The organism is Kutzneria chonburiensis, assembly GCF_028622115.1.
Classification (GTDB): Bacteria; Actinomycetota; Actinomycetes; order Mycobacteriales; family Pseudonocardiaceae; genus Kutzneria; species Kutzneria chonburiensis.
In genome coordinates this window covers 6426355-6447153 of sequence record NZ_CP097263.1, presented here as the reverse complement: position 1 = coordinate 6447153, position 20799 = coordinate 6426355, and the positions used below count along the sequence as shown (strand labels likewise).

Sequence of the window (20799 nt, the reverse complement as noted above, 5' to 3'; positions counted from 1 at the left end):
CAGGAACGCGCTCGCGCGGTCTGTCTGACCCGGCTCGTCGGCGGCGAGCTGCACAGCCTTGGCGTGACCGAGCTGGCCATCGCTTCGGCGCGGTGGACCCGCTGCTGTGGGCCGCGGACATGGTGGCCGGCGCGGTCAGGGCGCACCGGTTAGGCCGATCCGCGCCGCGGGAGCTGCTCGACGACTGCCTGTACGAGATCACCATCGACACCGGCTGCGGACGACTCAGTCCTTGACCAGGCGGGGCCGGGCGTTGGCGTCGGGGAAGACGAACTTCTTGAACGCCCACCAGCGGAAGGCCATGGCCAGCAGGGTGCCGACGATCTGGGCGCTGACGAAGTCGGCGACCTGGACGCCGAACGGGCTGAGGTGGTTGTGGTCCAGCAGCAGCACGTAGCGGGAGACCCACAGCGGCACCGAGTTCAGGGCCACGCCGACGCCGCTGACCAGGAAGAACAGCGCGGCCTCGTGCGGACGCTCGCGACCGCCGCGGGTGCGGAAGGACCACTCGCGGTTGAGGATGTACGACACGATGGTCGCGATCAGCGTCGCGATGATCTTCGCGGTGACCGGGTGGGTCGCCAGGATGGTGGACTTGAGTCCCAGGAAGATCGCCGTGTCTATGACAAAGCACGTACCGCCGACCACGGCGAACTTCACCAGCTCGCGGTGCTTGAACGCGAACGACCGGAACGGCTCCGGCACGCGCCTGAGGATGGTTTCGCCTAGGGACACGCAGCCGAGTGTAGGGACGAACGGTGCAGGTCCGCCCGGGCGGGGTTAGGCGACCTGCTCCGACTTGCCGTCCTCGTCGTCGCTGACGACCCGCAGGTGAGCCAGGCTGCCGGCCCGCTCGGGGCGCACGTCGGCGTTGGGGAACACGAACTTCTTCAGCGCCCACCAGCGGAACACCATGGCCAGCAGGGTGCCGATGATGGAGCCGAAGAAGAAGTCGGACAGCTCCTGCACGGGCATGCTGACCGACGGCACCTGAAGCCCGAACACGTACCGGGACACCAGGGTCGGCAGCAGGTTGATACCCACGCAGATGGCGCTGACCAGGAAGAACAGGGCTGCCTCGTGCGCGCCCTCACGGCCGCCGCGGGTCTGGAACGACCACTCGCGGCTGAGCACGTAGGAGACGATGGTCGCGACCACGATGCCGATGGCCTGGGCGGTGATCGGCTTGGTGTCCAGCACGGTCAGCTTGAGGCCGTACCAGACCACGTTCGTGATGACGAAGGTGGTGCCGCCGACAATTGCGAATCGCACCATCTCGCGGTGCTTGATGATCAACGCGCGCAACGGCGCCGGGAACAGCTTGAACATGACACGCACGGCAGACGACACGACGGCAGTGTACGAACAGCCGCCTGAGCGGGTTCATCCGGTCACCCTCAGTGCCCGATTGAGGCCGTTTGGGCTGGCTGTCGACACGCTGTCAGCACAAGGGCCAGCGCGGGTCGAGCAGCGGCAGGCACAGTCCGGGTTCGCTGCGCGGGGGCGGCGGCGTGCTGCTGGGTGACGGGCTCGTCGTCGTGGGGGACGGCGTGGTGGTCGTCGTCACGGGCGGCTTCGTGGTGGTCTGAGGCGCGGACGGCTTGGTCGTCTGCTTCGGCGGCTCGGACGTCGTCGTGGGCGTCTTTGACGTCGTTGTCGACGGGATGGCCGGCACCGTGGTGGCCGACGGCGGCGTCACCGGTTCGCCCGGCAGCGTCACCGGCGGCAGGTCGCCGCCGGGGTCGCAGTCCAGCGGCACGGTGATCACCTTGTGCGCGCTGCCCAGCGAGCCGGCGATCTCCAGCGCGTCGTCGCGGTGGTGCCAGCGGAACACCCAGATACCGAACCGGGTGGTCTGCCCGCGCGCCAGGTCGAACTTGCAGTTGATCTGCTCGCCGTCCTGCTTGCACGGCGCGAGCGTGAAGATCCAGCCGTCGCGCGGCGCGTTCACGGTCACGGTCGCGGTGCCGGCGTGCGTGCTGCGGTTCGTCACGGACACGTCGACCCGTGGCGACCAGAAGTCGTGCCGCCACACCTGCGCGGTCAGGTCCAGGTCGTCGATCTGGCGGACCTGCACGTCGATGTTGTCCAGCTGGATGGCCATGCCACCGCCGGCCATGATCGAGCCGGTGATCTGCCCGCCGGCGGCGTCGAACCCGGCGCTCAGCTCGAATCGGAAGGTCACGGTCTCGCCCGGAGCCAGCCCGGCGCCGGTGGTGCAGGTGATCGTGCCGGTGCCGCCGGTGCAGCTGATGGACTGCTTGCCGTCGGCGGCAAGCAGGTCTCTCGCGGCGAACGACTGCGTGCCGCCGGGCGCGGCGGTGACGCCGGGCGGCAGGTTCAGCGTCGCGGTCACGGGATCGGACGGCCCGTTGCCGTTGTTGGTGACCGTCACCGGCAACTCCTGGGCCGGTCCGCCGGGCACGAGGCTGATCGGCTGCCCGGGCACGGAGGGGACCAGGTCCGCCTTCGGTGGGGGAGTCGTCGTGGTCGGGGGTGGCGGCGGCACAGCCGGAGGCGGCGGCGCGGGGCTGTTGCTGCTCGTAGGCGGCGGCGATGCAGGCGTCGCCGCGGGCGGCTGCTGCGTCGTGGGTGGCGGCTGCGTCGGCGTCGACGGGGCCACGGTCGCCGGGGGCGGCGGCGCGGCGTTGGCAACGATCGGCTGGCTCTGCCCGGACGTCAGCGCCAGGGCGACGACCGCGGCCAGCGCGGCGGCGGACGCTCCGACGCCGATCATCTGGCGCGGCACGGAGCTCGCGGCGCCGGCAGCGCCGCCGGCCGTACCGGCAGCAGCGCCCGCGGCGACCACAGTGGCGGCCTTCGCCGTGGAAGCGCCGATGGTCGCGAGGTAGCCGGCGGCGCCGATGCCCAGCACCAGCGGCGCGACGACTGCGCGCAGCGCACCGTTCACGTCGGCCAGCTCGGCCGCCAGCGCACGGCACCGCTCGCACTCGTCCAGGTGCGTCTCCACCTGAGCCGTCTCACGCTTCGACAGGCCACCACGCGTCCACGCGCCGAGGCGGTCGACCGTCGCGCGGCACCGATCGGCGGTGCTCTCCGCGAGGTGCACCTGGAGGTAGGCCTGTCGCAGGCCCTCACGCGCCCGGTACGCCAGCGCCGACACGCCGTTCGCGGTCAGCCCCAGTATCGGCGCGACGTCCGCGGGCGACAGGCCCTCGATCTCGGTGTGCCACAGCACCGCCTGCCAGCGTTCGGGCAGTCGGGCGAACGCCTTCGCGGCGAGCGAGCGCTCCAGCCCGGACACGGCGGTGTCGCTGAACTGCACGCTGATGGCCTCGGGCTTGGCCACCTCGGTGACGTCCTCGGCCAGCTCCAGCTTGCGGTCGCGGCGCGTCTTGTCGTACGCCGTGTGACGCAGCGCGGTCAGCAGGTAGGCGCGGAACGCCGAGTCGGGGCCGCGGCCGTCCCGCAGCGTGTCCAGGACCTTGGCGAACGCCTCGGCCACCAGGTCGTCCGCCTCCGCGGTGGACCTGGTCAGCTGGCGGGCCAGGTTGTAGGCCGCGCCGACGTGCCGCTCGTACAGCGAGCCGTAGGCCGCGGTGTCCCCGCCACGGACCGAGTCGATCAGCTCCGCGTCGCTGGGACCAGGCACATCCAGAGGAGCTGTCGCCACCGGTCCCCCTCTCCATCCCTGCTGAGGGGACACAGTGTGACGGAATCCCGTGCCCGACGTCACGCCGGGAACCAATTCGGGTGAGGGGAACCGCGTCATGCCCCGGTTCGCGGACCGTCACAACATCGGGTCGACGCTCGACCCGTCCGGAGTAGAGAGGAGCGCGGCGAGTGGTTGCGCGCAATGCTGCCTCGTCACTGATCGGCCGAGACGATCACCGTGACGCGCTGTGCACACTGCGGGCCCGGTGGCGCTCCGCGAGCCTGGCGTCCGGGTGGCCGTTCCCCAGCGACTGGGCGTTGGCCGAGGTCGACGAGGTGTGCGCGGCGGTGGTGACCGGGGCCGACCTGATCGAGGTGGTGCCCGCGCTCGGTCGCGCCCGGGCCAGAGCCGGGGCCGGTCTCGACGAGACGCTGCTGGACCTGGCCGCGTTGCACGCCGTGATCACGTCCGGCGAGGCGCTCGTCTCCGCCGACCCCGACGCCACGCCGTCCAAGCTGCTCCGAGCCACCGCCGTCGGCTGGGCCGACGCCGCTGCCGACCAGCTCGGCACGCGCGAGGCCGTCGATGCCATGACCGGCATGACCACCACCTGCTACCTGCGCACCCGCCTCGGCGAGGTCTACCGCGACGACGCCGCCGATGATCACGTGCTGCTGCTCGTCGGCCTCGACCTCTCCACCGTCGAGGGCTGGACCCGGTCCGTGGCGATGGTCCTGGTCGCCCAGGTTCTCCGGGAGGTCTTCCCGGGCGGCGAGACCGTGTCCCTCATCGGCCCGTCGGTCGCCGGGGTGCTGGCCCGCCGTGACGGCCGTGTCGCCTCCCGCCTGGCCAGAGTCCGCTGGTTACTCGCCCGCCGGCTGTCCGTGGATCCACACCTGCACGAGGTCGGCACGCCCAGCGTGTGGCCCGAGATGCTGCCGGAGTGCCATCTCGAGGCGTGTGAGCTGCTCGCCCACCTCGGCGGCTGACCCGGCTGGAAGACCCCCGCGCGACCGGGCGTCAGGTCCCTGTCACGTCCGGTCGCGTGGTCCCTGTTCGCACGAAAGCCCGGCCCGTTCCACGGGCCGGGCTTTCGTCTGCTCCGGGCCGGGTCGGCGGTGTGCTAGTGTTCTAGTCGAGTGACACAATTTCGGGCACGAGGGGAGCCGACGTGGTCGAGTTCCGGGTGGACCGGGGCAGTGGCCTGCCGGCGTACCTCCAGATCGCGCAGCAGGTGCGTGAGGCACTGCGGCTGGGCTGGCTGGCGCCGGGGGACCGGCTGCCGACGGTCCGCGAGGTGGTGGCCACCAGCGGGGTCAACCCGAACACGGTCCTCAAGGCGTATCGCGAGCTGGAGTTCGCCGGGCTGGTGGAGGCCCGGCAGGGCGCGGGCACGTTCGTCAAGGCCGTCCTCGGCACCGGCGACCGTGCCGCGCTGGGCCGGCTCTACCAGGAGTTGGTCGAGTGGCTGGCCCGGGCAAGACAGGCCGGGCTGGAGGACGAGGACGTGTTCGCGTTGCTGAACACGGCCCTGGACGGGGAGAAGGAATGACCGACGGCCTCGCGCTGGCCGCCCACGGGCTGGGCAAGCGCTACCGCGCCACCTGGGCGCTGCGGGACTGCTCGTTCGAGCTGCCGACAGGCCGGGTGGCGGCGCTGGTCGGCACCAACGGGGCCGGCAAGACCACGCTGCTCACCATGATCGCCGGCCTGCTCCAGCCGACCGAGGGCGAGCTTCGGCTGGCCGACGGTGGCCGGGTGGCCTTCGTGGCGCAGGACAAGCCGCTCTACCGGGCGTTCACGCCGCTGGAGATGCTTCGCCTCGGGGCCGAGCTGAATCGCCAGTGGGACCAGCAGCGCGCGCTGGACTGGCTGAGCCGGTTCGACGTGCCGCCGCGTCAGCCGTGCGGACGGCTGTCCGGCGGACAACAGGCGCAGGTGGCGTTCGCGGTGGCGATCGGCTCACGGCCCTCGTTGCTGGTGCTGGACGAGCCACTGTCCGATCTGGACCCGTTGGCCCGCCGCGCCGTGATCAGCGAGCTGCTGACCGAGGTCGCCGACACCGGCATGACGATGTTGATGTCCACGCACGTGGTGGCCGAGCTCAGCGGCGTCGCCGATCACCTGCTGCTGCTCGCGGACGGCAGGCTGGTGATGTCCGGCGACGTCGACGATCTGTTGGCCGGGCACCGGGTCTACACCGGACCGAGGTCGGACGGGCCGCCGGTGCCGGGCGAGGTCGTGCTGACCAGCCACGCCGGCGGCCAGTCCACCTTCCTGCTGCACGGCGACGATCCGGTCGACGAGCCGTGGACGAGCCGGCCGGCGACGCTGGAGGAACTGGTGCTGGCCAAGCTGTCCGGCGATCGGGCGGTGGCCGCATGACCTGGTTGTCCTGGCGCATCGAGCGCGCCAAGGTGCTTGCCGCTGCGGCGTTGGTGCTGATCGCCGCGGCCGTTCTGCTGTCGTTGAAGATGGACGGTCCGGTCCTCGTGATGGGTGGCCGCATCGCCCTCACCCTCGGCCCGCCGGCCTTCGCGGCGGTGGTCGCGATGTTCTGGGGCGCGCCGCTGGTCGCGCGTGAATACGAGCAGCGCACATATCTGTTCCTGTGGTCGGGGGATCGTCCGGTGACGCGGTGGCTGGCGCTGCGGGTGGCGCATCTGCTGCTGCCGCTGGTGGTGCTCACATTCGTCGTGAACATCGTGGCGAACCTGACTCTCGACCGGATGCTGGGCAGCGCCACCCGTGGCCCCGCCTACGACCTGTGGCTGCCGCTGGAGCTGGCCACCGTGGTCGCCGGGTTCGCGCTCGGGGTGCTCGTCGGCGTGCTGGCCCGAAACGTGGTGCTGTCGATGGGAATCACGCTCATCGCCTACACCGCGCTGCGGTTCCTCGTCGGCTTGGTGGCCCGGCCGTATCTGTTGCCGCCGGTGCGATTGCTGGACAAGGTCCAGCCGGTCGGCTCGATGTTCGTTGCCGGTGGCTACCTTGACCGTGACGGCAACGAGCTGACGGCGTCGGCCGGGCAACTGATGTGCATCGGCCAGCATCCGGCGATCGCCGCGCAGGACCCGTGCCTGGTCGCACACGGCATCACGCACTCGTTCCTCGACATCCAGCCGGTCGACCGGCTCCCGGACCTGCGACTGGTCGAGTTCGGCGGCTACGCCGCACTGGCCGTCGTCCTGTTCGCGGTGGCCTGGCTGGTGCTGCGCCGACGGGAGATCCGGCGATGATCTGGCTCACCTGGCGACAACACCGGGTCGCGCTGATCGGCGTCGCGGCCTTCGCGGTCGGGTTGGCGTCGTGGCTGGCGTCGTACCTGGGCTCCGTGCAAGAGGTCAACACCGCGTGTGGCCAGCACGAGTGCTGGGGTGGAACGGTCGCCGTACTCGGCGACCAGGTGTGGCAGATCGACATCGTGCTCCTCTTCTTCTCGCCGGTGTTGGCCGGACTGGTCGCGGTGTTCTGGGGCGCACCGCTGTTGTCCCGTGAATACGAACAGCGCACCTACCTTGTCGCCTGGGGCCAGGACGTGTCGCCCGCACGCTGGCTCGGCGGCCGGGCCGCGCTGCTCACCGGGGCAGTGCTGCTGCTCTCCGTGCCGCTCGCGATCATCAGCTGGCTGCTGGTCGAAGCGGTACGGATCAGCGGCGCGCGTGGCAGTACCGGTCCGTACCAGACGCTCGACCTGTGGCCGGCGATTCCGGTGGTGCAGGCGCTGTTCGGGCTGGCGCTGGGCGTGGCCATCGGCGCGCTGCTGCGCCGGACGTTGGTCGCCATGGGCGCCACGCTGGCGGTGTACGCCGTGGTCCGGCTGACCATCTCCAGCACGGTGCTGTGGTGGCTGCCGCCGCAGCGTCAGGTCTATCCGATCGGCCAGCCGTCACCACTGCCGGCGGACGCGGCCATGGTGAGGACCGGGCTCCTTGACGACGCCGGCAACCCGGTCGTCCCTGCGGTGGGCTGTGACCAGCAGTGCTTCGCCGAGCGCGGAATCCGGCACGGCTATCTCGATGTCCAGCCGCTGGACCGGCTCGAGCTGCTCACGTGGATGGAGGTGATCGCCTATGGGTTGATGGCCCTCGGACTGGCCTGGCTGGCCTGGGCACGAGTGCGCCGCACCACACGGGTAGGCTGACCTCCCCGTGGACTCTCGCACCGGTCTTCCCGTCGTCGGCATGGTGGGCGGCGGCCAGCTCGCCAGGATGACGCACCAAGCCGCGATCCCGCTCGGCCAGGCCCTGCGTGTGCTCTCGGTCACCGCGGACGAGCCGGCGCCGCTGGTCACCCCGGACGTCATGCTCGGCCATCACACCGACCTCCAGGCGCTCCGCGAGTTCGCCAAGGGCTGTGATGTGCTCACCTTCGACCACGAGCACGTGCCTACCGAGCACCTGCGCACCCTGGTCGCCGAGGGCGTGAAGGTGTTCCCGGGGCCCGACGCGCTGGTGCACGCCCAGGACAAGCTGGTGATGCGCCGCAAGCTGGCCGAGCTGGAGCTGCCGATCCCGCCGTTCGCCGAGGTCAAGTCGGTCAGTGAGGTGCTGGCCTTCGGGGCGGCACACGGCTGGCCCTGCGTGCTCAAGGCGGCGCGCGGCGGTTACGACGGCCGGGGCGTGTGGATGCTCAACCAGCCGCAGAGCGCCCACAACGTGGTGCCCGAGCTGCTCGAGGCCGGCACGCCGCTGCTGGTCGAGCAGTGCGTGCCGATGCGCCGGGAGTTCGCGGCGCTGGTCGCCCGCTCCCCGTTCGGACAGGGCGCGAGCTGGCCGCTGGTGCAGACCGTGCAGTCGGACGGCATCTGCGTCGAGGTGTTGGCGCCTGCGCCGGACGTGCCGGTCGAGGAGTCCGAGGCCGCCCAGGAGCTGGCGCTGCGCGTGGCCGACGCGCTCGGCGTGGTCGGCGTGATGGCCGTCGAGCTGTTCGACACCCGCAACGGTGTGGTGGTCAACGAGCTGGCGATGCGCCCGCACAACTCCGGGCACTGGACCATCGAGGGCGCTCGGACCTCGCAGTTCGAGCAGCACCTGCGGGCCGTGCTGGACTACCCGCTCGGCGCGACCGACAACGTCGCGCCGGCCGTGGTGATGGCCAACGTGCTCGGCGCCGCGGACGTGCCGAAGATGGGCGTGGACGAGCGGCTGCACCACTTGTTCGCGCGGTTCCGGGACGTGCACGTCCACCTGTACGGCAAGGCCGAGCGGCCGGGCCGCAAGGTCGGGCACGTGACCGTGCTCGGCGACGACATGACCGAGGCCCGGCGGCGGGCGACGCTGGCCGCGGGCTGGCTCGCCGACGCCGAGTGGGCCGACGGGTACGACATCCACGGAGGTAAGTAGCGGTGGCGCTGGTTGGCGTGATCATGGGCAGCGACTCGGACTGGCCCGTCATGGAGGCGGCCGGGCAGGCGCTGGCCGAGTTCGACGTGCCCTACGAGGTCAGCGTCGTGTCCGCGCACCGGACGCCACAGCGCATGCTCGACTACGCCCGCGACGCCGCGGGCCGGGGCCTGCGGGTGATCATCGCCGGTGCCGGCGGGGCCGCCCACCTGCCCGGTATGGTCGCCTCCGCGACCGTGCTGCCGGTGATCGGTGTGCCGGTGCCGCTGAAGTACCTCGATGGGATGGATTCGCTGCTGTCCATCGTGCAGATGCCGGCCGGCGTGCCGGTGGCCACCGTCTCGGTGGCCGGCGCGCGCAACGCCGGGCTGCTCGCGGTGCGGATCCTGGCCGCGACCGACCCCGCGCTCCAGGCCCGGATGGCCCGCTTCCAGGCCGACCTGGAGCAGCTCGTGCTGGAGAAGGACGACGCGCTGCGACGCAAGGCACAGGCGCAGCTAGGTGAATGACCGCTAACATGCCTGTCAGCAACGTTGCTACTCGTTGGTAACAGGAGGCGTGCGGTGAACCCGGACTTCGGCACCTACCAGTTGGCCGAGGAGCACGAGGAGCTGCGGCAGGCGATTCGGGCTCTGGCCGACAAGGAGATCGCTCCGTTCGCGGCCGAGGTCGACGACCAGGAGCGGTTCCCGCGCGAGGCGCTGGACGCGCTGGTCAAGTCGGGCTTCGCGGCCGTCCACGTGCCCGAGGAGTACGACGGGCAGGGCGCGGACTCCGTGGCCACCTGCATCGTCATCGAGGAGGTCGCGCGGGTCTGCGCTTCGTCCTCGCTGATCCCGGCCGTGAACAAGCTCGGCACCATGCCGATCATCCTGGCCGCGTCCGACGAGCTGAAGCGGCAGGTGCTGCCCTCGATCGCCAGCGGCGAGGCCATGGCCTCGTACGCGCTCAGCGAGCGGGAGGCGGGCAGCGACACCGCGTCCATGAAGACCCGGGCGCGACTCGACGGCGAGCAGTGGGTGCTCAACGGCACCAAGTGCTGGATCACCAATGCCGGCGAGTCCACCTGGTACACCGTCATGGCCGTGACCGACCCCGATGCCGCCAAGCCGTCCAACGGCATCTCGGCCTTCGTCGTGCACAAGGACGACCCCGGCTTCTCGGTCGGCACCAAGGAGCGCAAGCTCGGCATCAAGGGCTCGCCCACCCGGGAGATCTACTTCGAGGACTGCGCCATTCCGGCCGACCGGATCATCGGTGAGCCCGGCACGGGTCTGAAGACCGCCCTGCGGACTCTCGACCACACGCGTCCCACCATCGGTGCCCAGGCCGTCGGTATCGCGCAGGGCGCTCTCGAGGCCGCGATCGGTTACGTCAAGGAGCGCAAGCAGTTCGGCAAGGCCATCGCCGACTTCCAGGGCGTGCAGTTCATGCTGGCCGACATGGCCATGAAGATCGAGGCCGCACGGCACATGGTCTACGTCGCCGCCGCCAAGGCCGAGCGGGGTGAGCCCAACATCGGCTTCATCACCGCCGCCGCCAAGTGCTACGCCTCCGATGTCGCCATGGAGGTCACCACCGACGCCGTCCAGCTCTTCGGCGGCGCCGGCTACACCCGCGACTTCCCCGTCGAGCGCATGATGCGCGACGCCAAGATCACCCAGATCTACGAGGGCACCAACCAGATCCAGCGCGTCGTCATGTCCCGCGCTCTCCTGCGCGGCTGACCCGCCCCAGACGTGGCGCCCGCCCGGTCCCGGACGACCAGGCGGGCGCCGCTTTCACTGCCGCTGTCGGTCCATCGCGCACCCGACCAGCAGCCCGGCCGTCACTGCCAGGCCTACCGCTGTCAGCACCACTGACGTGACGCCCAGCGGCCTGGAGAGCGTGTGAGTCGCGGTCCCGATGAACACCCCCAGCGCCAGCAACCGCCACGGCACCGACACCTGTCGGCGATAGCTCCACAGCGTCTGCCGGGCCGTCGTTCCTCGGGCCATTTCCCCACCGTAGCGCCAAACCCTCGGTCAGAAGATGCGCGCCCGGCCGGGCGTTTCGGAGGATTCGGGCGGCTCGGTGTTGACTCAGCGCGTCCTTGAAGGTTCATCAGAGTCATCGGCTGAACGTTGCAAGGGTGGTGGCGGCGCTGGTGGCATGGCTGCGGGGGATGTCACCGATTCGTGAGGAGTCCACTGTGGAACACGGGCGCAACATCGCCGGACTGTTGGCGCGCATTGCGGTCGGGGTTGTCCTGATGATGCACGGCTGGCAGAAGTTCTTCGAGTACGGCATCGGCGGCACTACGGCGAGCTTCTCGCAGATGGGCGTGCCGCTGCCGGGTGTGTCGGCGGTGTTCGCGGCGACGGTGGAGTTGTTTGGTGGCGCGGCGCTGATTCTGGGCATCGGGCTGCCGGTGGTGGGCCTGCTGATCGCGGTCGACATGGCCGGTGCGTTCGTGTTCGCCAAGATGGGCGAGCCGCTGATCGCGCCGTCGGGTGGGCAGCTGGAGGTGACGCTGCTGGTGGGTGGTCTGCTGGCGGGGTTCGCGGGCGGGGCCTACAGCATCGACCGGTTCCTGTTCCGCGGTAAGGAAAAGGGCGCCGCCTCGCTGGAGACGGCGGCGGCCTAGGGCTGCAAGAGGTCGATGGTGGTGCGCTCGGACTCGCGACGCTTGGGCAGGGCGGCGACATCGGTGTTGCTGCACTGCACGAGCGAAGCGCCGGCGGCGAGTACGGCAAGCAAGCCGTCGAGCAGACCGTCCGGGGTGGACCAGTCCAGAGTGGACAGAACGCGATCGGCGGGGCCGATGCCAAGGGCGGCAGCGCGATCAGCGGCGGCTGCGACGAGCGAGTCCACAGTGGAGCCATGGAAGGCCGGGGCGTCGCCGGGAACCTTGTCGTAGGCGATGAAGTCGTCGCCGAAGATGCGGGACTCGACGAGGTAGTCCAACTGGCCAGCCGGTGCATCGCCGGAAAGGCCACGGCCCAAGGGATCCAGGGCGACGACGGCGACGGATTCGGCGCCGGGGGCGGAGCCGTCGGGGCCGATGAAGGCGACGGTGGCGCCCTCGGACGAGTCGACGACGTGCGCGCCGCACCACCAAGCGCCGAGGAGCACCCCGACGGTCTGCCAGTGTGCGGGCAGGGCAACGGAAACGGGACTGCCGACGGTCACGTCCAACTCGTCACGCAACCAGTTGGCGGTCTTGGCGGCCCAGTTGGCCACGGTGGCCCGGGACAGCTCGATCCGGCTGCCGACGGCATCGTCGTAATGGGTGACCAAGGGCTTGGCCGGAGCCGACAGCAGCGGGGCGAACAGCCGATCCGTGACGCTCATGCCGGCCAGCCTAGTTCACGCAGCGGGTCCCGTTGACGGTGATCGGATCGACCGCGGCGTTCAACCGCAGCGGCCCGCGCGCGGTGAAACCGGACGGCGCGCCAGAGGCCAGCCCGGCGACGAACTTCTTCACGGCGTCCCGGTCCACGACCACGATGCTCTGCCCACGCTCGTTGCGGCCATTGGAGTTGACCACCGGAATCGTCACGAACGCGACGTTGCCGCCGGTCAGGCTCTGCGCCTGCTGCACGAAACCCAGCACGTCCCAGCCCTGGTCGATGACCACCGACTTCTGCACGGCGGCGGTCAGCGCGCCGAGCCGATCGGGGTCGAGCAGCGTGCCGGCCGACAGCACCTTCTTGGCCGCCGACGCCAGGAAAACCTGCTGCCGCACGATCCGGTCCAGGTCGCCGTTCGGGAGGTTCTCCCGCTGCCGCACGAAGGACAGCGCGTTGCCGCCGGACACGCTCTGCGGCCCGGCCCCGAAGTTGGCCCCGGAATTGGGATCGCTGGTCGCGTGCAGCAGGCACACGGGCACGCCGCCGATGGCCTGGCTGAGCAGGTAGAAGCCGTACAGGCTGACCTCGGCGTAGTGGTCGACGGTGAGCCCGGTCAGCTGCTGCACGCTGGACACCAGCGCCTGCCGGCCGGCGGCGTCGGAATCACGCTCGATCTTGGCGTTGTCGTGCTCGCCGGCGGCTCGCATCCGTTGCGCGGTAAGGTATTTCACCGCGCCGTAGGCGGCATTGATCTTGTCGGTGCGGTAGCCGTCGATCGGCACCTCGGTGTCCCGCGGGATGGACACCGCGTAGCTCTTGCTGCCGTCCTTGGGAATCCGCAGCAGGATCAGGGTGTCGGTGCTGAAGCCGTCGTTGGCCTCGGTGCGCAGCTGCCGCAGGATGTAGGCCGGCAGCGGGTTTCCCTGGAGATCGGTGCGCCGGTCGTCGCCGACGAGCAGGATGTCGGTGGCCCCGTCGTCCTTGGGCGGCGCGTTCGTGCCGGTGGCGACCTGGGACAGCACGGGCGTGGTCGTCATCCCTTGCTGCACCTGGTCATGCGCGTTGCGGGCGAACGCCGTCGCGGCGATCACCAGGGCCGAGACGAGCGCGACAGACGTGCGACCGCACACGAGTGCGATTCTGCGTCCACGGCTGCCCATGCGCCCCAGACTAGTTGACGCAGGGCACGCCACCGGCGGTTATGGACGGACTCGTCGGGGTGGTAACGGGCGTGGTCGGGATCACGTACCTGGGCGCCATCGCGAAACCCTGCGCCCCGGGCCCGGCGTAGTCCTTGCCCAGATACACCCGGACGTGTCCGGCCGGCACCGCGGAATCCGGCTCGGTGACGACCTTTCCGCCCAGTGCCGTGGCGACCCGGTCGGCGTCGGCCGACGCGCCCGCGCCGTAGTGCACGGCCGAGGTCGGCCGGGTGGCGATGGTCAGGCTCTCGCCGCGGATGAAGCCGTCGCGCACCAGCTCGTCCATGACGGAAGCGCCGAGGTTGGGCGCGCCGGCGCCGTCGCGCATGTCCACGATGATCCGGCTGTTGCCCGGGGTGGTGGCGCCGGTGGTGGTGCTGGTCCCGGTGGTCGCGCCGGTGCTGCTCCCGATCAGCTCGGTCACGAAGTCGTGCACCGAGTCCGGGTCGACCAGGGTGACCGACTGGCCCTCGGACGACATGACGTTCTGGCCGGTGGGGATGGTCTGGAACCGCACGCTGCCGCCGACGATGCCCTGCAGCTGCTGCATGAACGTCAGCAGGTCCCAGCCGGAGCTGATCACCACCGACTTCTTGATCGCGTCGATCAGCGCGTTCAGCTTGCTCGGGTTGACCAGCGTGTCGGCCGACAGCACCTTCTGCACCATGCCGGACAGGAACGCCTGCTGCCGCACGATCCGGTCGAGGTCGCCGCGCGGCAGGTCGTAGCGCTGGCGGACGAAGGCCAGCGCCTGGGCGCCGCTGATCACCTGCTGCCCGGCCGGCAGGTCGATGCCGGAGTGGAACTCCTTGGCCGGCTGGTTCAGACACACCGTGACGCCGCCGATGGCCTGGCTGATCTCGTAGAAGCTGGCCAGGTTGACCTCGGCGTAGCGGTTGATGGACACCGCGTTGCCGGTCAGGTTCTCGATGGTCTTGATCAGATTCTTCCGGCCGGCCACCGCGGCCTGCTGCTCGAGGTCCGCGCCCTTGACCCCTTGCGCCGACAGCGTGGAATACGCGTCGTTGTGCGCGTAGGCGTAGGCCGAATTGAGCTTGTGCTTGCCGTAGTCGCCGGCGATCTGCACGTACGAGTCGCGTGGGAAGGAGATGGCCACCGCGCTGCGCCCGTCGGCCGGGATGTGCAGCAGGATCATGGTGTCGGTGTTGAGCTCGCCGTCGTTGCCGCCGGCGTGCAGCTCGTCCAGCACGGCCTGCGGCAACGGGTTGCCCTGGGCGTCGGTGCGGCTGTCCAGGCCGACGACGAGGATGTCCTGCGGGCCGGTCAGCCCGGGCACCGGCGTCGTGGTGGCGGTGGCGCCGGGCAGCGGCTGGTGCGACTCGATCACGTCGGTGGTGGTGATGCCGTTGCGGACCTTGTTGACCTCGACCCAGCCGTAGCCGCTGGCCGCGAGCACCACCGTGGACAGCAGGGCGACCAGCGTCCGGCCGGTGACCTTGCCGGCCACTGCCGCCCGCGATCTGTCCGCCTGCTCCCGCATCGTGATCCTCCCCAATGCCGGTGATCGACATTAGCCGGACCTGCGTCGGCTCGCCGTGAACCGCCCACTTCCGAGTGGATGCGTTTCATTCGCAAAGAATCTCAGTGACTAAGACGTAACGCCAGAAGGCCGCCGACCGTCCTCTGTACTGTGAGCCACATGCGAATCCTGGTCACAGGCGGGGCCGGCTTCATCGGGTCCAACTACGTGCGCAAGGTGCTCGGCGGCCACTACCCGGCCTACGCCGACGCCGAGGTCGTCGTGCTGGACAAGCTGACCTACGCCGGCAACGAGGCGAACCTCGCCCCGGTCGCCGACAGCCCGCGACTGCGGTTCGTCCGCGGCGACATCTGCGACGCCGAGCTGGTCGGCAAGCTGATGGCCGGCACCGACACCGTGGTCCACTTCGCCGCCGAGTCGCACGTCGACCGCTCCATCCTCGGCTCGGCCGACTTCGTGCTGACCAACGTGCTCGGCACGCAGACCCTGTTGCAGGGCGCGCTGGAGGCCGGCGTCGGCAAGTTCGTGCACATCTCGACCGACGAGGTGTACGGCACCATCGACGAGGGCTCCTGGCCGGAGACGCACCCGCTGGAGCCGAACTCGCCGTACTCGGCGGCCAAGGCCGGTTCCGACCTGATCGCCCGCTCCTACCACCGCACGCACGGCCTGCCGGTGTGCATCACGCGGTGCTCCAACAACTACGGGCCGTATCACTTCCCGGAGAAGGTCATCCCGCTGTTCGTGACCAACCTGATCGACGGCAAGAAGGTGCCGCTCTACGGCGACGGCCTCAACGTGCGGGACTGGCTGCACGTGGACGACCACTGCCGCGGCATCCAGCTGGTGGCCGAGAGCGGCCGGCCCGGCGAGGTCTACAACATCGGCGGCGGCACCGAGCTGACCAACCGGGAGCTCACCGAGAAGCTGATCGAGGCGACCGGCCGCGACTGGAGCTACGTGGAGCACGTGGCCGACCGCTTGGGCCACGACCGGCGCTACTCGGTGGACATCACCAAGATCTCCACCGAGCTGGGCTACCGCCCGCAGGTGCCGTTCGAGCAGGGGCTGGCCGATGTGGTGGCCTGGTACCGCGAGAACCGCGCGTGGTGGGAGCCGCTCAAGGTCCGCGCCGCGCTGCCGACGGGCTGACCGGTGACCCGTCTCGCACTGCTGGTGCCCGGCGGCCGTGGCCAGCTGGGCAGTGATCTCGCCGCGCTGGCCGGCCAGGTCGGGCTGCTGCACGCCCCCGGCTCGGCCGAGCTGGACGTCACCGATGTCGGCGCGGTGGACGACGCCGTGTCTTCCTTCGCCCGCGCGGCGCGGGATGCCGGCCTGAAACCCGTGCTGGTCAACGCTTCCGCGCACACGGCCGTGGACGCCGCCGAGAGCGAGCCGGAGCGGGCGTACGCGATCAACGCCGCCGGGGCCGGGCGGTTGGCCAAGGCCGCGGTGGTCAACGGCGTGCCGATGCTGCACGTGTCCACCGACTACGTGTTCCCGGGCGACGGCACGCGGCCGTACGAGCCGGGTGACCCGACCGGTCCGAAATCGGTGTACGGCAAGAGCAAGCTGGCCGGCGAGGAGGAAGTGCTCGGGGCCGGGGAGCGCACCTGGGTGATCCGCACGGCCTGGGTGTACGGCGCGACCGGCGGCAATTTCGTCAAGACCATGGCCAAGCTGGAGGGGCAGCGTGAGACGCTGTCCGTTGTGGACGATCAGCGCGGCTCGCCGACCTGGTCGGCCGACCTCGCGGCCGGTCTGCTGGAGCTGGCCGGCCGTGTGGTCGGCGACCAGGTGCCGGCGCAGCGGGTGTTGCACGGCACCAATTCCGGCGAGACCACCTGGTACGGCTTCACCCGGGCGATCTTCGAGGAGCTGGGTGCGGACCCGGACCGGGTGACGCCGTGCACCACGGCCGACTTCCCGCGCCCCGCGCCGCGGCCGGCGTACTCGGTGTTGTCGGGCGCGGCTTGGGCCGCCGCCGGCCTCACGCCGCTACGCCCCTGGCGCGAGGCCCTGGCCGCCGCCTTCGCCACCGTCGGCAACCACCTCCGTCCCTGATTTGATGCTTGGAAGGGGCCTTCCTGCACTCAGAGTGGAGGAAGGCCCCCTTCCAAGCGTTCCTAGTGCTTGGCCTGGCGGTAGGCGTCGAGGGTTCGCTCGGCGCAGTTGCGCCAGGTGAACACCGAGGCGTGGGTGCGCCGTGCCGCCAGCACGTCGGCGGTCGGCGGGTCCTCCAGGGCGGAGACCATGGCAGCGGAGAGCGCTTCCGCGTTACCGACCGGCACGAGGTGGGCCTGGTCGCCGGCGACCTCGCGCAGCGCCGGCACGTCCGAGCACACCACGGGCACGTTGCAGGCCAACGCTTCCAGCACCGGCAGTCCGAAGCCTTCGTCCCGGGACGGCAGAACCAGGGCGGCCGCGCCGGCGACGACGCTGCGAAGGTCCACATCGGACAGATAGCCGGCGGTCCGCACCCGGTCACCATCGGCGTGGTGCCCGGGACCGACGAGTAGCAGCGGGGGCAGCGACGGCGTTGCGGCGTGGGCCGCCAGCAGCGTCGGCAAACCCTTGCGCGGGCCGTCGGAACCGACGAAGAGCAGGTACTCGGACGGCAGATTCAGCCGCGCCCGCAGGGAATCGCTGGCCGGTCGGGCGGCGAACCAGGCGGGGTCGACGCCCAGCGGCGTCACGACGATCCGGTCCGCCGGCACGCCCAGCCGCTCGGTCACGACGTTGGCCACGGCCTGGGTGGGCGTGCACACCACGTCGGCCCGTCGCGCGCATTTCCGTACCAGCTCGGGAAGTTCACGGTCGCTGGGCGGCAGCTCGTCGACGGCGTCGAGGAAATCCAGGTCGTGCACGGTCATCACGCCACCGGCGAACAACGCGGGCGGCAGCACGAAGTTGGTGCCGTGCACCACATCGGCCAACCCGGCGTAGATCTCCACCGGCGGGAACGAGGAGTTGACCCAGCACTTGCGCAGCAGCCGCGCCGGCACCGGCATGCCCCGGGCACGAACCCCGTGCGGCAGCACGGATCGCAGCCCACGCCAGCCGCGGAAGGTGTAGGCCACGGCCCGTACGTCAACCTCGTCCGGCATGGAGGCGAGCTCCTCGGCCAGCGCGGCGGTGTAGCGGCCGATTCCCGTGCGCTGCCCGAGCAGCGGCGTGCCGTCCAGCAGCACCTTGAGTCGATCAGCCACGGGTCAACCGGATCACTCGCCCGGCCGCGCGACGCGCCAGCTCGGCCGGCCCGCCCGCGGTCAGGTACTCCCGCACCAGCCCGATGTCCCTACGCAGCGTGCCCACCGCGCCCAGCGGCTCCTCCCGCACCAGCGGACCGGCCGCCACCAGCCGATCGGCGGCCGGGCGCGGCGACCGGCAGAACTCGACCAGCGGCGCCAGCACCACATCCCACGTGAACCGCTCCCGCACCACCGCTATCCGCTCCCGACACCCGTCCGCGAACTCCTCGTCGTAGAGCACACGCTCCAACGCGGCGGACAGTTCATGCGGATCCTCCGGCGGCACCACCACGCCAAGTTCTTCCCGACGGATGAGATCGGCGAACGAGTCACCGTCCGTGGTCACGATCGGCAGCCCGGCCCACAGGTAGTCCAGGACCCGCGTGCGGAACGCGAAAGTGGTCTCCACGTGCTCGAAGTGCGTGGTCACGCCGCAGTCGCCGTCCAGCAGCCAGTTCTGCCGGTCGGCATAGGGCACCCACTGCTCGTTGAAGAACACGTGCGTGCCGGCCAGCCCGAGCCGGGCGGCCAGGCTGCGGGTGCGGCCGGCGATGCCCATGTCGGGCACCTCCGGGTTGGGGTGGCGCATGCCCATGAAGAACAGCCGCACGTCGTCGTGCCGGGCCCGGAGCCGGTCGACGGCGTGCACCAGGGTCAGCGGGTCGAACCAGTTGTAGACCCCACCGCCCCAGACGATCACCTTGTCCTGCGGGGAGATCCCGCCGACCACGCCCTTGATCGCCGGCGCGGTGCGCTGGGCCGGCTTGGCCGGCAGCCCGAACGGGACCTCGGCGATCAGCGAGCGTGTGGTCGGGTCGGCGTCGTAGACCTGCGGGGTGAGCCGCCCGATGGCGGCCAGGTGGCCGAGCCAGAAGTGCCGCTGCCGGTCGGAGGCGCAGAGGAAGAAGTCGCCCCGCTTGAGCTGGTTGTTCAGCACGTTGGTGACGCCGACGACGTCCTTGGCCCGTTTCTCGTCGTTGCCGCCCTTGGCCTGCTCCAGCAGCTCCAGGTGCATCGGGTCGTAGACGTCGCAGACCACGATCTTGGGGGAGCGCGGGTGCTTGAGGCTCTGCACCATCTCCAGCACGTGGCCCTGCAACACGATCACGTCGGCCCAGTCCACGTGATCGAGCAGGCCGCGGACCGTGGACTGGGTGACCGGGAAGGTGGCGGCCGGCGGGTCGCAGCGCTTGTTGGTGGAGACCAGCCGCACGTCGTGCTCGCCGGCCAGCGTCTCGGCCATGTGCCAGGCCCGGATGGCCGGGCCGGCCATCTGCTCGGACAACGCGTCGCCGGTGATCACCAGCACCCGCCGCGGCCGGCCGAACGGCTCGTCCAGGCCGAACGCGTCGACCAGCGCCTCGTGCGCGGCCAGGTAGCGCTCCAGCGGGTAGGCCGGCTCCATTGCCTTGCGCATCAACGGGATCAGGTCGGCGTCGGTGCGTACGCGGGCCGCCTGCTCGGCCTTGCGGGACTCGGCCAGCGACGGCAGCAGCTCCACGAACTGGTCGATGGCCAGCAGCCCGGCCAGCGTTTCCCGTGGCACGGCAACGGGTTCCGCATCCTGGGCGCGATCGGCCGGCCGCTTGGTGATCTCCAGCTGGGTGGCGTCGACGTTGCCCCGCGCGGTGGCCCGGCGCACGGCCAGTGCCATCGCCGCCGGCATCGCCTTGGCCAGCGTCTCGTCCGAGAGGTTCTTGTACATCGCGGCGAGGGCGTTGCGCTCCAACAGGAAGTACTCACGCGAGGAGTCCACATCGGACATCGAGGCGTGGTGCCGGTGGTAGGCCACCGACTTGGGCTCGTAGCGCACCCGCCAGCCGCGCAGGTTGAGCCGCCAGCCCAGGTCGACGTCCTCGTAGAACATGAAGAAGCGCTCGTCGAAGCCGTCCAGCTCGCGGAACAGCTTTGCCCGCACGAACAGCGCCGAGCCGGTGCCGAACAGCACGTCACGGGCGACGTCGTGGCTGCCGTCGTCGGGCTGGCCGGCAAACCGCTTGTAGCCCATGCCGAACCAGGTCAGGCCGCCGTCCACGAAGTCGATCAGCTTGCCGTCCCAGTCCAGCACCTTGCTGGCGACCGCGCCCACGGTCGGCTGCGCGCGCAGCGTCTCGACCGCGGCGGCGACCCAGTCGGCGTGCGGTCGGGCGTCGTTGTTGAGGAAGGCCAGCACCTCGCCGGTCGCGTGCTGCACGCCGAGGTTGCAGCCGCCGGCGAAGCCGAGGTTGTCGGGGGCCTGCACGAAGGTCACGCCGGGCTCGGCGGACAGCCGCTCGGCGCTCCCGTCGCCGGAGTTGTTGTCCACGCAGACCAGTTGCAGCCGTTCGGCCGGGTAGTCCAGCTCCGTGCGCAGCGCGCGCAGGCAGGTCAGGGTGTCCTCGACGCCGCGGTAGTTGACGACGACAACCGACACCGACGGCTGGGTTACCCCCTCCGACACGCTGTCTCCCTCCGTACGTGAAGGACACAAGCCTGCCCTACGGACCTGTGCGCGCCCAGATCAGGGTAAACCCCGATTGCCCCTCATGCTCGCCCGAGCTATGTTTTGCTCA

21 protein-coding genes are annotated in these 20799 nt (G+C 70.6%); 12 read left to right on the top strand and 9 right to left on the bottom strand.

Going from position 1 to position 20799, the window contains the following annotated elements:
- The first annotated feature begins 92 nt into the window (after positions 1–92).
- Positions 93–236, top strand: a complete 144-nt coding sequence (locus tag M3Q35_RS29290) for a hypothetical protein (protein ID WP_273935785.1) — start codon at positions 93–95, stop codon at positions 234–236.
- Here the strand turns inward: M3Q35_RS29290 and M3Q35_RS29285 are convergent.
- The 3 genes from M3Q35_RS29285 to M3Q35_RS29275 form a co-directional block, all read right to left on the bottom strand.
- Complete coding sequence (locus tag M3Q35_RS29285; RefSeq protein WP_273935784.1) at positions 226–735, bottom strand: GtrA family protein; 510 nt, start codon at positions 733–735, stop codon at positions 226–228. The genes M3Q35_RS29290 and M3Q35_RS29285 overlap by 11 nt on opposite strands.
- Before the next feature lie 45 nt (positions 736–780).
- On the bottom strand, positions 781–1329 hold the full coding sequence (locus M3Q35_RS29280; protein WP_273944503.1) for a GtrA family protein: 549 nt from the start codon (positions 1327–1329) through the stop codon (positions 781–783).
- A 112-nt stretch (positions 1330–1441) separates the two neighbouring features.
- Positions 1442–3634, bottom strand: a complete 2193-nt coding sequence (locus tag M3Q35_RS29275) for a sigma-70 family RNA polymerase sigma factor (protein ID WP_273935783.1) — start codon at positions 3632–3634, stop codon at positions 1442–1444.
- Positions 3635–3804: 170 nt separating this feature from the next.
- Here M3Q35_RS29275 and M3Q35_RS29270 point away from each other — a divergent pair, with 170 nt between their 5' ends.
- The 8 genes from M3Q35_RS29270 (at position 3805) to M3Q35_RS29235 (ending at position 10688) form a co-directional block, all read left to right on the top strand.
- Positions 3805–4605 carry a GGDEF domain-containing protein gene (locus M3Q35_RS29270; RefSeq protein WP_273935782.1) on the top strand — a complete coding sequence of 267 codons (801 nt, stop codon included), beginning with the start codon at positions 3805–3807 and terminating at the stop codon, positions 4603–4605.
- A 182-nt stretch (positions 4606–4787) separates the two neighbouring features.
- Positions 4788–5168, top strand: coding sequence for a GntR family transcriptional regulator (locus tag M3Q35_RS29265; protein ID WP_273935781.1), 381 nt, complete (start codon positions 4788–4790; stop codon positions 5166–5168).
- Positions 5165–6001 carry an ABC transporter ATP-binding protein gene (locus M3Q35_RS29260; RefSeq protein ID WP_273935780.1) on the top strand — a complete coding sequence of 279 codons (837 nt, stop codon included), beginning with the start codon at positions 5165–5167 and terminating at the stop codon, positions 5999–6001. Before M3Q35_RS29265 ends, M3Q35_RS29260 begins: the two co-directional genes overlap by 4 nt.
- Complete coding sequence (locus tag M3Q35_RS29255; protein WP_273935779.1) at positions 5998–6855, top strand: ABC-2 transporter permease; 858 nt, start codon at positions 5998–6000, stop codon at positions 6853–6855. Before M3Q35_RS29260 ends, M3Q35_RS29255 begins: the two co-directional genes overlap by 4 nt.
- A complete protein-coding gene (locus M3Q35_RS29250) occupies positions 6852–7760 on the top strand; it encodes an ABC-2 transporter permease (RefSeq protein WP_273935778.1) in 909 nt (302 codons plus the stop codon). Before M3Q35_RS29255 ends, M3Q35_RS29250 begins: the two co-directional genes overlap by 4 nt.
- Positions 7761–7767: 7 nt before the next feature.
- The gene (locus M3Q35_RS29245; protein ID WP_273935777.1) at positions 7768–8961 is read left to right on the top strand and encodes a 5-(carboxyamino)imidazole ribonucleotide synthase; all 1194 of its coding nucleotides are present in this window, start codon (positions 7768–7770) and stop codon (positions 8959–8961) included.
- Between the two features lie 23 nt (positions 8962–8984).
- A complete protein-coding gene (gene purE / locus M3Q35_RS29240) occupies positions 8985–9470 on the top strand; it encodes a 5-(carboxyamino)imidazole ribonucleotide mutase (RefSeq protein ID WP_273944502.1) in 486 nt (161 codons plus the stop codon).
- A 54-nt stretch (positions 9471–9524) separates the two neighbouring features.
- Complete coding sequence (locus tag M3Q35_RS29235) at positions 9525–10688, top strand: acyl-CoA dehydrogenase (protein WP_273935776.1); 1164 nt, start codon at positions 9525–9527, stop codon at positions 10686–10688.
- A gap of 54 nt (positions 10689–10742) precedes the next feature.
- Here the strand turns inward: M3Q35_RS29235 and M3Q35_RS29230 are convergent, their stop codons facing one another.
- Positions 10743–10958, bottom strand: coding sequence for a hypothetical protein (locus tag M3Q35_RS29230; protein ID WP_273935775.1), 216 nt, complete (start codon positions 10956–10958; stop codon positions 10743–10745).
- A 134-nt stretch (positions 10959–11092) separates the two neighbouring features.
- Between M3Q35_RS29230 and M3Q35_RS29225 the strand changes: the two genes are divergently transcribed.
- Positions 11093–11587, top strand: coding sequence for a DoxX family protein (locus M3Q35_RS29225; RefSeq protein ID WP_273935774.1), 495 nt, complete (start codon positions 11093–11095; stop codon positions 11585–11587).
- Here M3Q35_RS29225 and M3Q35_RS29220 read toward each other — a convergent pair.
- From M3Q35_RS29220 to M3Q35_RS29210, 3 genes are read right to left on the bottom strand one after another with little or no spacing between them, the layout of a single operon-like run.
- Positions 11584–12294: a TIGR03089 family protein gene (locus M3Q35_RS29220; protein WP_273935773.1), complete on the bottom strand. Its 711-nt coding sequence runs from the start codon at positions 12292–12294 to the stop codon at positions 11584–11586. The two genes, M3Q35_RS29225 and M3Q35_RS29220, sit on opposite strands and share 4 nt — an antisense overlap.
- 10 nt (positions 12295–12304) lie before the next feature.
- Complete coding sequence (locus M3Q35_RS29215) at positions 12305–13423, bottom strand: LCP family protein (RefSeq protein ID WP_273935772.1); 1119 nt, start codon at positions 13421–13423, stop codon at positions 12305–12307.
- Between the two features lie 40 nt (positions 13424–13463).
- Positions 13464–14996 carry an LCP family protein gene (locus M3Q35_RS29210; protein ID WP_273935771.1) on the bottom strand — a complete coding sequence of 511 codons (1533 nt, stop codon included), beginning with the start codon at positions 14994–14996 and terminating at the stop codon, positions 13464–13466.
- Positions 14997–15155: 159 nt separating this feature from the next.
- Here M3Q35_RS29210 and rfbB point away from each other — a divergent pair, with 159 nt between their 5' ends.
- On the top strand, positions 15156–16148 hold the full coding sequence (rfbB, locus tag M3Q35_RS29205; protein ID WP_273935770.1) for a dTDP-glucose 4,6-dehydratase: 993 nt from the start codon (positions 15156–15158) through the stop codon (positions 16146–16148).
- A gap of 3 nt (positions 16149–16151) precedes the next feature.
- Positions 16152–17060 carry a dTDP-4-dehydrorhamnose reductase gene (gene rfbD, locus M3Q35_RS29200; protein WP_273935769.1) on the top strand — a complete coding sequence of 303 codons (909 nt, stop codon included), beginning with the start codon at positions 16152–16154 and terminating at the stop codon, positions 17058–17060.
- A gap of 62 nt (positions 17061–17122) precedes the next feature.
- On the opposite strand, the gene M3Q35_RS29195 is transcribed toward rfbD, so the two are convergent.
- Both M3Q35_RS29195 and M3Q35_RS29190 read right to left on the bottom strand, forming a co-directional pair.
- The gene (locus M3Q35_RS29195; RefSeq protein WP_273935768.1) at positions 17123–18205 is read right to left on the bottom strand and encodes a glycosyltransferase family 4 protein; all 1083 of its coding nucleotides are present in this window, start codon (positions 18203–18205) and stop codon (positions 17123–17125) included.
- Positions 18198–20687: a glycosyltransferase gene (locus M3Q35_RS29190; RefSeq protein ID WP_273935767.1), complete on the bottom strand. Its 2490-nt coding sequence runs from the start codon at positions 20685–20687 to the stop codon at positions 18198–18200. The genes M3Q35_RS29195 and M3Q35_RS29190 overlap by 8 nt, the downstream gene beginning before the upstream one ends.
- Between the last annotated feature and the right edge of the window lie 112 nt (positions 20688–20799).

Coding starts and splice junctions, on each gene's coding strand:
- M3Q35_RS29280 (WP_273944503.1), bottom strand. CDS start 1,329: ATGTTCAAGCTGTTCCCGGCGCCGTTGCGCGCGTTGATCATCAAGCAC.
- M3Q35_RS29260 (WP_273935780.1), top strand. CDS start 5,165: ATGACCGACGGCCTCGCGCTGGCCGCCCACGGGCTGGGCAAGCGCTAC.
- M3Q35_RS29255 (WP_273935779.1), top strand. CDS start 5,998: ATGACCTGGTTGTCCTGGCGCATCGAGCGCGCCAAGGTGCTTGCCGCT.
- M3Q35_RS29250 (WP_273935778.1), top strand. CDS start 6,852: ATGATCTGGCTCACCTGGCGACAACACCGGGTCGCGCTGATCGGCGTC.
- purE (WP_273944502.1), top strand. CDS start 8,985: ATGGGCAGCGACTCGGACTGGCCCGTCATGGAGGCGGCCGGGCAGGCG.
- M3Q35_RS29230 (WP_273935775.1), bottom strand. CDS start 10,958: ATGGCCCGAGGAACGACGGCCCGGCAGACGCTGTGGAGCTATCGCCGA.
- M3Q35_RS29220 (WP_273935773.1), bottom strand. CDS start 12,294: ATGAGCGTCACGGATCGGCTGTTCGCCCCGCTGCTGTCGGCTCCGGCC.
- M3Q35_RS29210 (WP_273935771.1), bottom strand. CDS start 14,996: ATGCGGGAGCAGGCGGACAGATCGCGGGCGGCAGTGGCCGGCAAGGTC.
- rfbB (WP_273935770.1), top strand. CDS start 15,156: ATGCGAATCCTGGTCACAGGCGGGGCCGGCTTCATCGGGTCCAACTAC.